Source organism: Bacillus sp. iso_77 (genome assembly GCF_056173625.1).
Genome location: NZ_CM149683.1, coordinates 1294380 through 1310277 on the forward strand (window position 1 = coordinate 1294380; position 15898 = coordinate 1310277).

Annotated in this window: 16 protein-coding genes and 1 riboswitch; of the genes, 15 read left to right on the forward strand and 1 reads right to left on the reverse strand. The window is 40.4% G+C overall.

Going from position 1 to position 15898, the window contains the following annotated elements; all coding sequences use genetic code 11:
• Positions 1–188: 188 nt before the first annotated feature.
• The 6 genes from AC0VYC_RS06555 to AC0VYC_RS06580 all read left to right on the forward strand — a co-directional run bounded on the left by AC0VYC_RS06555 (position 189) and on the right by AC0VYC_RS06580 (position 4319).
• Entirely contained in the window at positions 189–1232 is a 1044-nt protein-coding gene (locus AC0VYC_RS06555; RefSeq protein ID WP_268356697.1) for a YkvI family membrane protein, read from the forward strand.
• Positions 1233–1303: 71 nt separating this feature from the next.
• A riboswitch (PreQ1 riboswitch) is annotated at positions 1304–1348 on the forward strand.
• 159 nt (positions 1349–1507) lie between these two features.
• Entirely contained in the window at positions 1508–2164 is a 657-nt protein-coding gene (gene queC / locus AC0VYC_RS06560) for a 7-cyano-7-deazaguanine synthase QueC (RefSeq protein WP_008348090.1), read from the forward strand.
• The gene (gene queD / locus AC0VYC_RS06565; RefSeq protein ID WP_039169139.1) at positions 2165–2605 is read left to right on the forward strand and encodes a 6-carboxytetrahydropterin synthase QueD; all 441 of its coding nucleotides are present in this window, start codon (positions 2165–2167) and stop codon (positions 2603–2605) included. It begins immediately after the preceding gene.
• Entirely contained in the window at positions 2598–3329 is a 732-nt protein-coding gene (gene queE, locus AC0VYC_RS06570; protein ID WP_047946004.1) for a 7-carboxy-7-deazaguanine synthase QueE, read from the forward strand. The genes queD and queE overlap by 8 nt, the downstream gene beginning before the upstream one ends.
• Before the next feature lie 15 nt (positions 3330–3344).
• On the forward strand, positions 3345–3842 hold the full coding sequence (gene queF / locus AC0VYC_RS06575; RefSeq protein WP_003211403.1) for a preQ(1) synthase: 498 nt from the start codon (positions 3345–3347) through the stop codon (positions 3840–3842).
• Between the two features lie 258 nt (positions 3843–4100).
• Complete coding sequence (locus AC0VYC_RS06580) at positions 4101–4319, forward strand: hypothetical protein (RefSeq protein ID WP_017367128.1); 219 nt, start codon at positions 4101–4103, stop codon at positions 4317–4319.
• 124 nt (positions 4320–4443) lie between these two features.
• Here AC0VYC_RS06580 and AC0VYC_RS06585 read toward each other — a convergent pair whose 3' ends face one another.
• Positions 4444–4632, reverse strand: coding sequence for a YkvS family protein (locus AC0VYC_RS06585; RefSeq protein ID WP_003211747.1), 189 nt, complete (start codon positions 4630–4632; stop codon positions 4444–4446).
• 167 nt (positions 4633–4799) lie between these two features.
• Here AC0VYC_RS06585 and AC0VYC_RS06590 point away from each other — a divergent pair, with 167 nt between their 5' ends.
• From AC0VYC_RS06590 to ptsG, 9 genes are all read left to right on the forward strand, one after another.
• A complete protein-coding gene (locus AC0VYC_RS06590) occupies positions 4800–4994 on the forward strand; it encodes a hypothetical protein (protein ID WP_008348081.1) in 195 nt (64 codons plus the stop codon).
• Between the two features lie 306 nt (positions 4995–5300).
• On the forward strand, positions 5301–5954 hold the full coding sequence (locus AC0VYC_RS06595; protein ID WP_045035134.1) for a cell wall hydrolase: 654 nt from the start codon (positions 5301–5303) through the stop codon (positions 5952–5954).
• Between the two features lie 114 nt (positions 5955–6068).
• Entirely contained in the window at positions 6069–7385 is a 1317-nt protein-coding gene (locus AC0VYC_RS06600) for a polysaccharide biosynthesis protein (RefSeq protein WP_041507392.1), read from the forward strand.
• A gap of 54 nt (positions 7386–7439) precedes the next feature.
• Positions 7440–7928 carry an endospore biogenesis thiol-disulfide oxidoreductase StoA gene (gene stoA, locus AC0VYC_RS06605; protein ID WP_047946017.1) on the forward strand — a complete coding sequence of 163 codons (489 nt, stop codon included), beginning with the start codon at positions 7440–7442 and terminating at the stop codon, positions 7926–7928.
• A 295-nt stretch (positions 7929–8223) separates the two neighbouring features.
• Positions 8224–10143 (forward strand): heavy metal translocating P-type ATPase, encoded by a 1920-nt coding sequence (locus AC0VYC_RS06610; RefSeq protein ID WP_475389751.1) that lies wholly within the window; start codon positions 8224–8226, stop codon positions 10141–10143.
• 104 nt (positions 10144–10247) lie between these two features.
• On the forward strand, positions 10248–11342 hold the full coding sequence (locus AC0VYC_RS06615) for a M24 family metallopeptidase (protein ID WP_135008964.1): 1095 nt from the start codon (positions 10248–10250) through the stop codon (positions 11340–11342).
• Between the two features lie 292 nt (positions 11343–11634).
• A complete protein-coding gene (locus tag AC0VYC_RS06620) occupies positions 11635–12624 on the forward strand; it encodes a LacI family DNA-binding transcriptional regulator (protein WP_285527703.1) in 990 nt (329 codons plus the stop codon).
• A 55-nt stretch (positions 12625–12679) separates the two neighbouring features.
• Positions 12680–13534 (forward strand): glucose PTS transporter transcription antiterminator GlcT, encoded by an 855-nt coding sequence (gene glcT, locus AC0VYC_RS06625; RefSeq protein WP_017359435.1) that lies wholly within the window; start codon positions 12680–12682, stop codon positions 13532–13534.
• A 202-nt stretch (positions 13535–13736) separates the two neighbouring features.
• A complete protein-coding gene (ptsG, locus tag AC0VYC_RS06630; protein ID WP_475389754.1) occupies positions 13737–15836 on the forward strand; it encodes a glucose-specific PTS transporter subunit IIBC in 2100 nt (699 codons plus the stop codon).
• The last annotated feature ends 62 nt before the right edge of the window (positions 15837–15898 follow it).

A 15898-nucleotide genomic window follows, 5' to 3' on the forward strand; every position in this document is an offset into this window, starting at 1 on the left:
AAATGGTCTGTTGTTTGACCATCTTTGACTATAGTATACTCTGACCTATTTTGACTTTCAACTGTTTTGCTCATAGCTGAATGAAAAATCCTTTTTTGCATTTAATCATGGTTTGTCCTTCTTTTCAAGGAACTTGTCTCATAGGATAAAAAAGAGACAATCGAAAGTGATGGGTGCGGAGGGGTCATATGAAACGTTCAAATGAATCCGCTTTTCAGCTTGCCTTTGTATATGTAGGAACAGTGGTTGGAGCTGGGTTTGCGACAGGAAAAGAAATCGTAGAATTTTTTGTTCGTTTTGGCTGGATTGGATTGATCGGGATTTTGATTAGCGGTGTTATTTTTACCGGCCTTGGCGCAAAAATGATGCTTATTTCCAAACGAATTGAAGCGGAGTCTTATCAAGATATGAATCGGTTTTTATTTGGAGCTGCTGCGAGTCGATATATTAACATCGTCATGTTTTTTATATTACTAGGTGTGACGTCAGTGATGATTTCTGGCGCAGGCGCTATTTTTGAAGAACAACTTGGCATCTCAAAAGAATATGGTATTTTTTTAACGATTATTTTAAGTGTCATTGTCCTTTTTAAAGGTTCAAAAGGGTTATTTGGTGTCAATGTACTTGTCGTTCCAATGCTGATTTTCTTTTCGCTGATTGTGTTTCTAGACTCATTTGTGTTTAGTAGCGGTGAAAGCCACGTTCTGGGGCTGCAAATGGGAGAGGGCGAATGGATGTTGTCTGCGATTTCGTATGGTGCATTTAATTTAGCGCTGTCTCAAGCCGTATTAGTGCCGGTTGCAAACGAAATGACATCCGAAGCCGTCATAAAAAGGGGAGCGGTGCTTGGAGGTCTGATGCTGACACTCATTCTGCTCGCCTGCTTTTTATCCCTTTCTTCATTAGATATGCTGGAGGCGTATGATATTCCGATGGCCCAAGTGGTGTATCAAGTCGCAAACTCTATTCATCTCATCTATTTATTCGTGATCTTTGGTGAAGTCTTTACATCCGTTATAGGGAATTTATACGGTCTCGAAAGACAGGTGAGGGCGTATATCCGATTGAACAGTATGTATACGATATCCTTTATTCTGCTTTGCTGTTATGTCATCAGTAAAATTGGATACGGCACACTCATTTCAACGGTTTACCCTGTTTTTGGCTATGTCAGTATCTTTTTTATCCTCTTTCTTTGTCTGAAAAAAGTGCCTGCATCAGGTGATAAGTAAAGAAGGGATAGCTTGTACACCAATTATGTGGTACACTATCCTCTGTGAAAATTGAACAAAAATCCGTGAAAACGGGAGAGGTTCTAGCAAAACCCTCTATAAAAAACTAAGGACTTGCCGTATCCTTGGATGTGGCATTTTTTATTTTTTATGGCTGGGACACCTCATACACATGTAAAGGTGTCTTTTCTTTTGAGAAAAATAGGGGTTTTCATGAACCTTTCAGATGCAGCTTTGTGCGGTGGTACGGGTCTGCAAAAGGAGGAAAAGGAAAAATGAAAAATGAAAAAGCGGTCGTTGTCTTTAGCGGGGGACAGGACAGTACGACATGTTTACTATGGGCACTTCAACAATTTAAAGAGGTTGAAACGGTAACCTTTCATTATAATCAGCGTCATCAAGAAGAAATTGATGTCGCCAAAAGAATTGCTGACAAGCTAGGTGTGAAAAATCATCTATTAGATATGTCTCTTTTAAATCAGCTTGCACCCAATGCCTTAACAAGAGATGACATTGATATTGAAGAAAAAGAAGGAGAACTGCCTTCCACATTTGTTCCGGGGAGAAACTTAGTTTTCTTATCCTTTGCATCTATTCTTGCGTATCAAATTGGAGCACGTCATATTATCACGGGTGTGTGCGAGACAGACTTTAGCGGCTACCCAGATTGCCGAGATGAGTTTGTGAAATCTTGTAACGTCACGGTGAATTTGGCAATGGAAAAACCATTTGTCATCCATACGCCGCTCATGTGGCTGAATAAAGCTGAAACGTGGAAGCTGGCTGATGAACTGAATGCGCTAGATTTTGTGAAAAATGAAACACTCACTTGCTATAATGGCATCATTTCTGATGGCTGCGGGGAATGTCCTGCATGTAAGCTTCGGAAAAATGGCTATGACACTTATATGGACATGAAGGAGGCGAACTAAATGCTTTCTCAAATCTATCCACAGACGAATCATCCATTTTCGTTTGAATTAAATAAAGATATGCATGTATCGGCAGCCCATTTTATCCCGAGAGAAGATGCTGGCGCTTGTAGCCGCGTACATGGTCATACGTATACGATTAACATTACGATTGCAGGAGATCATCTAGATGATTCAGGTTTCCTTGTGAATTTTAGCACGCTAAAAAAACTCATTCATGGACAGTACGACCATACACTGCTCAATGACCATGAAGAATTCTCATCAAATGATCCATACGCGATGCCAACCACTGAGGTTGTCGCAAAGACTGTGTATGATAAAGTCGCAGCATATTTATCGACTTTAGCGAACAAACCAGTATGTGTTCAAGTTTTTGTCAGAGAGACACCAACAAGCTACTGCATTTACCGTCCGAAACGAGTTGAGCTCAATGACTAAAGCGATTCCTGTCTTAGAAATCTTTGGTCCAACCATTCAAGGAGAAGGCATGGTCATTGGTCAAAAAACCATGTTTGTCAGAACGGCTGGCTGTGACTACTCTTGCAGCTGGTGTGATTCAGCTTTTACATGGGATGGATCAGCTAAGCATGATATTCAGTGGCTTCAGGCAGAGGACATTGTAAAAGAGCTGAAGAGAATAGGTGGAAAGGCATTTTCTCATGTCACCATTTCAGGTGGGAATCCTGCGCTCTTGAAACAAATGGAATCACTTATTGATTTATTGCATGAAGAAGGAATTGATACGGCGCTTGAAACGCAGGGAACGATGTATCAAGATTGGTTTTTGAAGATAGATGATTTAACCATTTCTCCAAAACCACCAAGTTCAAATATGAAAACAGATTTTACGAAACTTACGCGTATCATAGATGAATTGAAAAAGGGAAACAGGTTGCAACATGCAAGCCTGAAGGTCGTAATCTTTGATGATCTTGATCTAGCCTATGCAAAGGATGTCCATGCGAAATACCCAGAACTCCCCTTTTATTTGCAGGTGGGAAATGATGATACAACAACAGCTGATGATGCGTACTTATTAACGCACTTATTAAAGAAATACGAAATGCTTGTAGATCAAGTAGCGCAAGATCCTGATTTGAATCGTGTGAGAGTCTTACCACAACTGCACACGCTATTGTGGGGAAATAAACGAGGCGTATAGAAAGGAAGAGACAAAATGACGACAAGAAAACCAGAAGAATTAGAAGGTGTCACTTTACTAGGAAATCAGGGGACCAATTACTTGTTTGACTATGCACCACAAGTGCTTGAAACGTTCCCGAATAAACATACGAATAGAGATTATTTTGTGAAATTCAACTGCCCAGAATTCACATCCCTTTGCCCGCAAACAGGGCAGCCAGATTTTGCGACCGTGTATATCAGCTACATCCCAAATGAAATCATGGTCGAAAGTAAATCATTAAAATTATATTTGTTCAGCTTCCGTAATCACGGTGACTTCCATGAGGATTGTATGAATATTATCATGAACGACCTCATTGAATTAATGGACCCAAGATATATCGAAGTATGGGGCAAATTTACACCAAGAGGCGGTATTTCAATTGATCCGTATACGAACTACGGAAAACCTGGGACAAAGTATGAAGAGATGGCATCGTATCGTATGATGAATCACGATATGTATCCAGAAACGATTGATAATCGCTAATAAATAAGAAAAGACATGTGGATGACATGTCTTTTTTTATGGAATAGATTATGATGGCACATAAAAAAAGAGAAGAGTCATGTCACTCTTCTCATACCAATAGGAATAGAACTTGCTAGGACGGCTGGGGGCTACCAGCTCGTATGTATAGTATACACGACAGAACGTATGTTTGTAAAGGTGTATCATGCTTTTATTCTTCATATATTTACTTTAAGATAAAATTGAAACGAGCGAATGAAAATGGAGGCGTTTGTGTTGGCAAACAAAGAAGACAAAACAGAGAAGCTGCTAATGGAATTAAGGGAAGAGCTTCAGATGCTTGAACATCAAAACAAAGAACGATATAAATGGAGTGCCTCCACATTACTTGGAGTGATCGCCCTTTTAATTGATAAAGGCGTGATAACACCTGAAGAAGTTGATATGTACAAAACAAAAGCGGAAATGCAAACCTTTCACGCGCAAAAAGACTGACGCCACTTTATATGGTTGTCAGCCTTTTTCATATGTGATTGTCAAAAGAGAACAGAGCTGTTACACGAGTCAGCTTTGCTGTGTATATCTTTATGTAACGGTAGTCTGAATTGAGGATTGCAAATTAATGTACGGAGTCTTTGATGATTTTATAGTTTTTATGATTAACGACTGTTAGTGAATCCAGTTCTAAATCTCTATAGTTGTCCATAATGGTGACATCCACAATAACAGAGTTTTCATTCACTTTTTCAACTACACCTGTTAAACCATTTCTAAATTCGATCACATTCCCAATTTTTGCAATCTTCAACCGATCCCTCTCCTTTAAAAACAGATTTCATTCCCTATTAAAAAGTATTTTGCAATATTTTCATACCAATGTAAAGGATAAAGACGTTTTTCTTTCGTTTTCGTTGTACGCTTTGAAAACGAATGGTATATTTAATATTTGATCAAGGCTGAAAAGGAGCGATTTTTTTGACTGAAGAACACATCAACACAATACTAGAATCATTACGGAATGGTACTGAAAAACAAGTGACCATTCAAAAGGATGATTTTTTAACATTTCGTTCTGTATTGGTCAATCAAGATGATTTTAAACATTTTCGCGGAATCGCCAAGCATGGTGGAGATGTTATTTTTGAATATCTTAAAGAAGCAAGAAGCTAAAGCTTTTTCTCATTCATGAGAAAAAGCTTTTTATTTTGGTTCTTTTGTCACACTTCAAACCAGCTTGATACATATGAAAAGAAAATGTAATAACCCATAATCAGGAGCATAAGGATGATTATAGGCTAAAAAGAGACTATATTAAACGCTTACATTACCAGTTCATGCGTATTTCAACTAGGACATGCCATTTAATGACGGAATTTGGACAGGCATGAAAATCTTTGTGCGTGAAAATAGAAGAAGCTCTTGTTAGAGTGGACAAGTATCTTACGGCCTACATTAATTAAGGGAGGAATGAGGCGAATGATCAAAATTCATACAGCTCTTTTTGCCATCCTTATGCTCATCTCAGCGATCAAGATGGACAATATACAAGAGCAAGAGGGCACATTAAGTCAGAAACTTGAACAAGCACCTGAAAAGCATCAGCTTTCATATATAGATCAAGATAATAAGCATACCGTGATTCCTGCGTTTTCAGAGGAGAAACATCAGCCGAAAGTGAAAATGCTAAGCACATCAACAGAGGAAAAGGCATCAAAACCGAAGCCGAAGAAAAAGGAAACGGCAAAGCCAGCAAGCTCAAGAAATCAATCACACTATTCTAATGAAGAAATGGACTTGCTTTCTCGGTTGGTACATGCCGAAGCAAAAGGTGAATCTTACGCCGGGAAAAAAGCTGTAGCAAGCGTCGTCTTAAACCGCGTGGAACACCGCTCTTTTCCTGACAGTGTCAGAGGCGTGATTTATCAGCGAAATGCCTTCCAGCCCGTATCAAATGGAAGTATCAATGATAAGGCAGACCAGGATTCCGTAAAAGCTGTGAAGCAGGTTGTCAAAGAAGATGACAGAACAACAAAGGCGATTTATTTTTATAATCCAAAAACGGCGACAGATAACTGGATTCGTTCTCGTAAAATTGTAGAACGCATTGGCCGTCACGTGTTTGCAGTGTAAAGAAAAGCAGCGATCAATCAGTCGCTGTTTTTTTTGTCTTCAATTATTAAAATATTTTCAGGACTTGTCTCATAGAATGTGAAAAGAATTTGCTTTTAGACAAGGGGAGGCTACATGAATCGATTTGTAAAAGGGGTCATTCTGCTATCTGTCGCAGCTTTCATTGCTGAGTGTATCGAGTTTTTAGTCAATATGATTTTAGCGAGAGAGCTTGGAGAACATGGAATGGGTTTATATATGAGCATCCTTCCCATCATCATGCTTGTGCTTGTGATCGCCAGCTTGGAGCTTCCAGTCTCCATTTCTAAATTCATTGCAGAATCGCATGAGCGGCTTCATAAAAGTATGCTTCGCCATGCATTTAAAATGACGCTTGTGGTGACATGCACAACAACGACAATAGCAGCCATTGTACTGCCTTTCATTCCTGTATTTCAATCGTATCATCCGCTGATGAAGGGCTTGGTTCTGTCACTCATTCCAATCATCGCATTTACGTCCATTGCACGAGGCTATTTTATGGGCAAGCAGCAAATGGGCAGAATTGCTCTAGCCAATATGCTGAAAAAAACGATCCAGCTTATCTGTTTGTTTTTGTTTTTTCATTGGTATTCGTTTGATATTGAAACAGCGGTGCTTATCGCGATTGGTGTGATTGTTGCAAGTGATCTCGTCGTCTTTATCTATTTATATTCCCAATACGTCATGGCGAAAAATGCTGTGAATGTCAGATCGGTTGAGTTAAGAGGAATTGACGTCAGAAAACGTTTGTTAGCAGTCTCCATTCCGACAACAGGTATGCGTATCTTTCATGCCATTGCCAATGCAGTTGAACCGTTTTTAATCAAAGGAGCCCTCGTTGCAGCGGGCATTTCTGGTACGCTTGCGGTTGATCATTACGGAATGCTTGCTGGCGTAGCGATGTCGATTGGTTTTTTTCCGGCGTTTATCGCTCATTCCATTATGATTGTGATGATTCCGAATGTATCAGAAGCCTATGCCTTGGGGCAGTATGATCTCGTGAAAAAACGTGTCAGACAAGCGATTCTCATTACGTTTGGCTATGGGGTGCCAGCGGTGATGATCATGTATTATTTCGCTTATCCGCTCACGCAGCTCTTTTTTGACTCACCTCAAGCAGCCGTCTACTTGCAGCTGCTATGGCCTTATTTCTTATGCCACCTGTTCGTGATGCCGTTTCAAGCGTGTTTAATTGGTATGGGTCTCATTAAAGATGTGTTCCTACATAATATATGGGTGCACGTGGTGTCGTTCTCTATGGTGTATTTCCTAGGATCCATCGAATCCTTAAATATGATGGGCGTTATCTTAGGAATGAACACGGGGATGCTGCTATTAACGGCTTTGCATTATGCGACGATTTGCAAGGAACTCGGCGTCTCCATGTTTCTTACATTGAAAAAAGCTTGAATGTCATGTGCAGCTAGCGGGCAAGCTATAGGAAAATCAGGAAGGAAGATGCTGATGAATCGTAAATATCTACCCGCCAGTCTTCTCATGATGACCCTTCTTTTATTTCTGATGAGCATAGAGGCTGAAGCAAAAGAGCCTGTAATGGCGCCGAGGATAGAAGCTCCTACATTAACAGGTGAAACACAGGTGATCCCGGTGAAAGGGAAGCGGACCATTCTGCATTTTTGGACAACGTGGTGCCCGTCCTGCAAAATGGAGCTGCCAGCTTTTGAACAGATCGTGAAAGAAAATCAAAGTGATGTAGACATACTGACTGTGAATTTACTTGGTGCTGAGCAAAGCAAGCATGCAGTTGCCCAATTTGTGAAAGACAGAAAGTTTACATTTCCGATCGTTCTCGATGAGCACGGCGAAATGATGAAGAAATACCAAATCATTACGATCCCGACGACCTTTTTCATCAATGAAAAGGGTGAAGTGGTCAAAAACCATGTAGGTCCGCTGACGAAAAAACAAATCAAAGAGTGGACAAATTCGTAGAACACAAGCTTTCTGTAAAGAACCAATGGGCGATCCATTGGTTCTTTTTTGTGTTCAATTACCTTTCACATGAATAAAATGTGCTCAGAAAGAGGAAGAAATGTCGGACACTAATAATGATAATTATTATCAAAAAGAAATTATAATAATTATTAATTGAAAATTGATCAGAACCTGTTATAATGAGTTACAGACCTATAAAAAGCTTGAAATAGCAGAAAATATAGATGATAAACGGAACGGGCAACGATTGATAATGTGAAAATCATTATCAATTAGAGAGGAGAAAGTAATCATGAATGAGAATACAGCACTTTATCAAACGACAGATCAAAAGGGATCCAACTCGCTCTTTCAAAAATGGGCACAGCACGGAGAATTAATCGCAGCAGGCATTTCGGGGATTCTCATCTTGATTGGATGGTTTCTAAAGGATGAAACGATGTGGAGTATTCCTCTTTTCATTCTTGCTTTTGTTATTGGTGGTTTTGCAAAGGCAAAGGAAGGAATTGAAGAAACCATTTCATCCAAGACATTAAATGTAGAACTTTTAATGATATTTGCTGCGATAGGCTCAGCGATCATTGGCTACTGGGCAGAGGGCGCCATTTTAATTTTTATTTTTTCGCTTAGCGGTGCGCTAGAAACGTATACGTCAAATAAAAGTAAAAAAGACTTAACGGCCTTAATGAGTATCGCTCCAGATGAAGCCACTTTAATTGAAGAAGATGGCACCACCATCCAAATCGCTGCTTCTTCACTTACGCCAGGCGACCGTATTTTAATCAAAGCGGGCGAACGAATTGCAGCAGATGGTGTGATCATGAGCGGAAGAACAAGTGTAGACGAATCTGCCTTAACGGGTGAATCGGTGCCTCAGGAAAAAGGGCAAGGGGAAGATGTGTTTGCAGGAACAGTGAATTTAAATGGTTCATTAACAGTAGAAGTAACAAAACATAATGAAGAAACACTTTTTCATAAAATCATTAAGCTGGTGGAATCTGCACAAGAAAGTGTATCGCCAAGCCAAGCGTTTATTGAAAAATTTGAAGGTGCCTATGTAAAAGGTGTGCTCATCACTGTAGCGATTTTAATGTTCCTACCTCATTTTGTACTTGGCTGGAGCATGAGTGAAACGTTTTACCGCGCGATGGTGTTTATGGTAGTTGCCTCGCCTTGTGCACTTGTTGCCTCAATTATGCCAGCAGCTCTTTCACTCATCTCAAACGGTGCAAGAAACGGTATGCTTGTAAAAGGAAGTGTCTTTTTAGAAAAACTGGGCACAAGTACGATGATTGCATTTGATAAAACGGGTACGATTACAAGTGGAAAACCAGCTGTTGAAAAAGTGGTCTTGGCAAAAGGGCAAGATGAATCGACCTTTTATCATGCACTCTATCAAATTGAAAGTCAGTCAAACCATCCATTAGCTAAAGCCATTACTGATATGGCAAAAGAGCATTATACAGAGCGGGCAGCCCACGTAACGATTGAAGAAACATCAGGTTTTGGTGTGGAAGCACAATTAAATGAGGACACATGGCGGATTGGGAAGAAAGATTTTGCCGGAAAAGCTTCAATGGATCGTGACATTGAAGAGAATGGTGATGTTCTTTCATCCAAAGGATATACAGTTGTCTATGTTCAAAAAAATCAAGAAGTCGTCGGCTGTCTCGGTTTGAAGGATCAAATCAGACCTGAGGCCAAAAAAATGATTCAGGAGCTGAATGATTTAGGCATCCAAACCGTCATGCTCACAGGGGATCAGCAAAAAACAGCTGAAGCGATTGCAGAGGAAGCAGGCATCCAAACCGTTGTCGCTGAATGTCTTCCAGATGAAAAGGTACATGAAGTCAATCAACTGAAAAAACAAGGTGATTCGATCATTATGGTCGGAGATGGAATCAATGATGCACCGGCACTCGCCACAGCAGATGTTGGCGTCGCAATGGGCGGAGGCACAGATGTTGCTTTAGAAACAGCAGATCTCATTTTAATGAAAAATAACTTAAACAATCTAACAAAGATGATCCGTCTTTCAAGAAAGATGAACCGAATCATTAAACAAAACATCATCTTTTCATTAACAGTTATTTGTTTGTTAATCTGTGCGAATTTCTTACAAGTTCTTGATTTACCTTTTGGTGTCATTGGGCATGAAGGCAGTACGATTTTGGTTATTTTAAACGGACTTCGTTTGCTTCGTGCTTCTTAAGCAAATCACAAAAGCGCACTGGCTTTAGGTCAGTGCGCTTTTGTGCGAAATACAGTGAAAACTGATACAATAGATCAGTAGTCAAACGTGTGAGGAGGATCACGATGAATCGAATGAAAAACTTGTCTTCTTGGCTTAAGAAAAAAGACATTCAAGGTGCATTTATACATACAAAGGAGAATGTATTCTATCTATCTGGATACTTCACAGAGCCGCATGAAAGAGTGATGGGGCTGTTTGTTTTTCAGGAAGCAGATCCATTTTTCATTTTGCCTAAGATGGAAGTTGAGCAAGCAAAAAATGCGGGATGGACTGGAGATCTCATTGGATATGAAGACCATGAAAACCCCTTTGATTTCATACAAAAGGCACTAGAAAAACGAGGAGTAAAAGCGACTCGCCTAGCGATTGAAAAAGAATCCATTCCTTTGCAAAGAGCAGAGCAGCTTCAAGCTGTCACTGGGGCAGAAACATTTGTCCGGGCAGAAGATGTGCTCAATCAGCTAAGACTAATTAAAGACGAAGCTGAAATTGAAACATTGAAAAAAGCTGCTCAATTGGCAGACGAAGGCGTCAAAATTGGGGTTCATGCCCTAAAAGAAGGGGTGACGGAAACCGAAGTTCTTGCTGTCATCGAATATGAACTGAAGAAAAAAGGCATTCAGGGCATGTCCTTTTCAACCATGGTACTATTCGGAGAAAAATCAGGAGAACCTCATGGAAATCCGGGGCAGGCAGCCTTGAAAAAAGGTGATTTTGTTTTATTTGACCTCGGCGTGATTGTGGATGGCTATTGTTCAGATATTACAAGAACCTTCATCTATCAAGAAGCGTCTGAACAACAAAAAGATATTTACAACACCGTCTTGAAAGCCGAATTGGCAGCACTTGATATGAGCCAGCCGGGTGTGAGAATTGGTGACCTTGACTTAAAAGCAAGAGGGCTGATCGCAGAAGCAGGATATGGCGAATACTTCCCGCACCGTCTAGGGCATGGACTCGGGGTTTCTGTTCATGAGTTCCCTTCTATGAGTCAAGCAAATGATGACCTTCTAAAAGAAGGGATGGTCTATACGATCGAGCCGGGTATTTATGTACCAGGAGTCGGCGGGGTTAGAATTGAAGACGATGTTCTCATTACAAAAGATGGCCCAGTCACCTTAACCAATTATCCAAAAGAGTTGACGATCATCAAGTAATGAAAAAAATCACGATGAACGTCCAAGTATTGGGAGCGTCATCGTGATTTTTTTGTCACTCTTTGCGATCCTTATCAACAAAAAAATCATCAATTGATTGAAACGGCTTGATTTTATGTTCTTTTCCTAAAGGATGTAGTGCGAATCGAGCAGAAAACAAAATAGTCAAACATAATATGATCCATATGATAATACCCATCTTGAATTCCCCTTTCCACCCAGTGATTTGTTCAGCTCACATACATCTTAAAGTATGAAACGCTTACCATATCAAGAGAAAGTAGGAGAAAAAATGCCTAACATAAGGGATATTGCGAAAAGAGCGGGTGTATCGGTTACCACCGTATCACGAGTGATGAATGATCATCCTTATGTCAAAGAAGAAAAGCGAGAGCGCGTACTTAGTGCGATGAAAGAGCTCAAATATACACGGAATATTCAGGCAGTTCATTTAGCAAAGGGCTATTCCAATATGCTTGGAATTGTACTTCCGACAATTGATCACTCCTATTTCAGCGGAATTGTCACAGGGATTGCAGAGAAAGCACAGGAGTGCGGAATGCATTTTGCCTTGTTTCAAACAGGATATGACCCATTAAAGGAAAAAGAAGCATTAATGAGCTTAAAAGAGCAGCGTGTGGATGGTTTAATCTTTTGCTCAAATGCGTTAAGTGATCGAGAAATTTTAAAGTGGCAGGAATCTGGTCCTATTATCTTTTGTCATCCTACTCCGCATGATACATGTTCATCGGTATCGATTGCGCATGATCAGGCTTTTAAGGAAGGGCTTGAACACTTAGCGGCATGCGGTCATGAGCGAATCGCAATCGTTCTTGCTAGAACAGAAGGGGAGAATAGCCAAGTTCGCATTCAGACTTATCAAGAAATGATGCAGTCGCTTGGGCAGGACATTGATGAGGACTGGGTCATTGAAGGAAAACTGACCATTTTTGATGGCAAGCAATTATTTACAGAATGGAAAGAGATGAAAAATCGTCCGACAGCCTTACTGATTACGAACGATGATGTCTCAGCAGGTTTTTTACTAGAAGCACAGCGTCACCAAATAAACGTTGGAGAATCACCAGCCATACTTGGCTTTCAAAACGATCAATTGAGTGAAGCATTGGGGATTTCTAGTATAGATATTCCCCTCAAACAAATGGGACAGGAAGCATTTGACTTGTTTAATCGAGTGTTACAAGGTGAGGCACCAGAAAAAAGGGTGCTTTCATATCGACTCGTTGAGCGCACAACGACTATTTTGAAAAACAATCGTTGACGCACGTTTCATCTGTTTTGTACGATAAGAAGGATTGAATAAGAAGGAGGTGGGGATGTTCATGGAATCCTTCACCGTTGATAAAGCGTTAAATAATAATGTCATCATCGCAAAACACCCTTCTTTAGGCGAAGTGGTCCTGATTGATAAAGGGATCGGCTTTGGGAAAAAATCGGGTGACGTTCTCGATCAAGCGGCATTTGAGAAAATGTTTGTGTTAAAGAATACAAAAGAGCAAACAGAATACAAACAATTGCTGCACCACATTAATGAGGACATGATTGAGCTTGCCAATGACGTCATTTATCATATACGAGAAAAAATGGGGCATCGTTTAAATGAGCATATTCATATTGCACTGACAGATCATATTGCCTTTAGTTTTAAGCGAGTTAAGCAAGGCTATGATATCACCAATCCTTTTATGCTTGAAACGAAATCCTTATACCCGAAAGAATACGAGGTCGCAAAGGAAGTCGTGGAACTGATAAATGCGCGGCCAGATGTTGAAACAAAGCTGCCCGAAGGAGAGATTGGCTTTATTGCGCTCCACATTCACTCTGCTTTAACGAACCGGCCTTTATCCGAGGTCAACCGTCATTCGCAGCTCATGACACAAATGGTCCAAGTCATAGAAGATGCATTTCATATGAAAGTAGATAGAGAAAGTATTCATTATTTACGCTTACTGCGCCATATTACGTTTTCGATTGAGCGTATTAAACGGGAAGAATCATTAGAGGAGCCAGAAAAGTTGCTTCATCTATTGAAAAATGAATATCCTTTATGCTACAATACTGCTTGGAAAATGATCAAAATTTTGCAACATGCATTGAAAAAGCCTGTACAAGATGCCGAAGCTGTCTATTTGACACTTCACCTGTACAGATTGACGAATAAAATTTCATAGTTTCCTTGAAACGTGTAACTGATTCGATCAGGCATGAGTGACTTAAGGTAAATACAGGATAAGATCCTGTTATTTGCGCAACCTTATATCACCATGCCTTTTTTGTGTTCTGAAAGTGAAATGTAAACGGTTAATTATGAAATGTACGTCAGTGTGTAATTGAAATGCATGTTGTAAGCGAAAACAAAAGGAGGTTCAACCAGTGTTTAAATCACTTTTTGGTGTGTTGCAAAAAATTGGACGAGCACTTATGCTTCCAGTTGCGATCCTTCCTGCTGCTGGTATTTTACTAGCACTCGGAAATGCGATGCAAAATCCGCAGCTGATTGATGTCGCTCAATTTTTAAGCAATGATACAATTCAGCTTGTTGCTAGTGTTATGGAGAATGCGGGGAATATTGTCTTCTCGAATCTTCCACTCCTATTTGCTGTAGGGGTTGCCATCGGTCTTGCCAATGGAGACGGTGTGGCAGGGATTGCCGCTATCATCGGTTACCTTGTCATGAACGTAACGATGAGTGCCGTATTAATGGCCAACGGTTCCATTCCATCCGATTCAATCAAATTGGCTAAGTTCTTTAAGGAAAGTCATCCAGCGTATGTGAATATGCTCGGCATACCGACCTTGTCTACCGGCGTGTTTGGCGGGATTATTGTCGGGGTATTAGCCGCTTATATGTTTAATAAATTTTACAAAATTGAGCTCCCGCAATATCTTGGCTTCTTTGCTGGTAAGCGTTTTGTTCCAATCGTTACGTCGATTTCAGCACTTATTTTAGGGCTTTTGATGCTCGTCATTTGGCCGCCAATCCAAGGTGCATTGAACTCATTTTCAACTGGACTGCTTGCAGCGAATGAGCCGCTAGCTGCCTTTGTATTCGGTGTCATTGAACGCTCATTAATTCCGTTTGGTCTGCACCACATATTCTACGCACCATTCTGGTATGAATTTTTTAGCTATAAGAGCTTATCAGGAGATATTATCCGTGGTGACCAGCGTATTTTCATGGCGCAAATCAAAGATGGTGTTCAGCTGACAGCTGGGACATTCATGTCAGGGAAATATCCGTTCATGATGTTTGGACTTCCAGCAGCAGCACTTGCGATTTACCATGAAGCAAAACCTAAGAATAAAAAACTTGTAGCAGGAATTATGGGATCAGCGGCCCTTACTTCTTTCCTAACAGGGATCACTGAACCGCTTGAATTCTCATTCTTGTTTGTTGCACCGATATTATTTGCGATTCACTGTGTATTCGCTGGATTATCCTTTATGATAATGGATATTCTAAACGTGAAAATCGGGATGACCTTCTCAGGAGGGTTAATCGACTTCTTCCTATTTGGTATCCTGCCGAATAGAACCGCTTGGTGGCTTGTTATTCCAGTCGGTCTCGTACTGGCTGTCATTTACTACTTCGGATTCAGATTTGCGATTCGCAAGTTTAATCTGAAAACGCCAGGACGAGAAGATGAAGCAGCTGACGGTGCAAGCAGCGCTCAATCTGGAAAAGGCGATGACTTACCTTATGAAATTCTTGAAGCAATGGGTGACCAAGAAAACATTAAACACCTAGATGCTTGTATTACGCGTTTACGTGTCACTGTAAATGATCAGAAAAAAGTGGATAAAGACCGCTTGAAAAAGCTTGGCGCTTCAGGTGTCCTTGAAGTAGGGAATAACATCCAGGCCATCTTTGGACCACGCTCTGATAATTTAAAAACACAAATGCAAGACATTATTGCAGGGCGCACACCTCGACCAGCGAAAGACCCTTCTGCAAAAGAAGAAGTCAGCCAGCAGGTTGAAGAAGTCATTGCAAAACCGCTTCAAAACGAACAAGGGGAAGAAACGTTTGCTTCACCAATTACAGGGGAGCTGCATCCAATTACAGATGTGCCAGATCAAGTATTCTCAGGGAAAATGATGGGTGACGGTTTTGCTATCTTGCCAAAAGAGGGAACAGTGGTTTCACCAGTAAGAGGAAAAATCTTAAATGTGTTCCCAACAAAACACGCCATCGGCCTCCAGTCTGATGGTGGACTTGAAATCTTGATTCACTTCGGGATTGATACAGTCAGCCTCAAAGGAGAAGGATTTGAAGCATTTGTACAAGAGGGAGACCAAGTAGAAATCGGTCAAAAACTTTTAGAGGTTGATATTGATAAAATTAAGTCAGAAGTACCATCTTTAATGACACCAATTGTATTTACAAACTTAAGTGAAGGACAATTTATTGACCTTCAAGAATCCGGTGAAATCAAAGCTGGCCAAGAAAACATCATGAAAATTTCAAAATAATTTTCATAACTGCCGTTCTTGTTAGATGACAAGCTCGGCAGTATGATATAATATTGTGGATG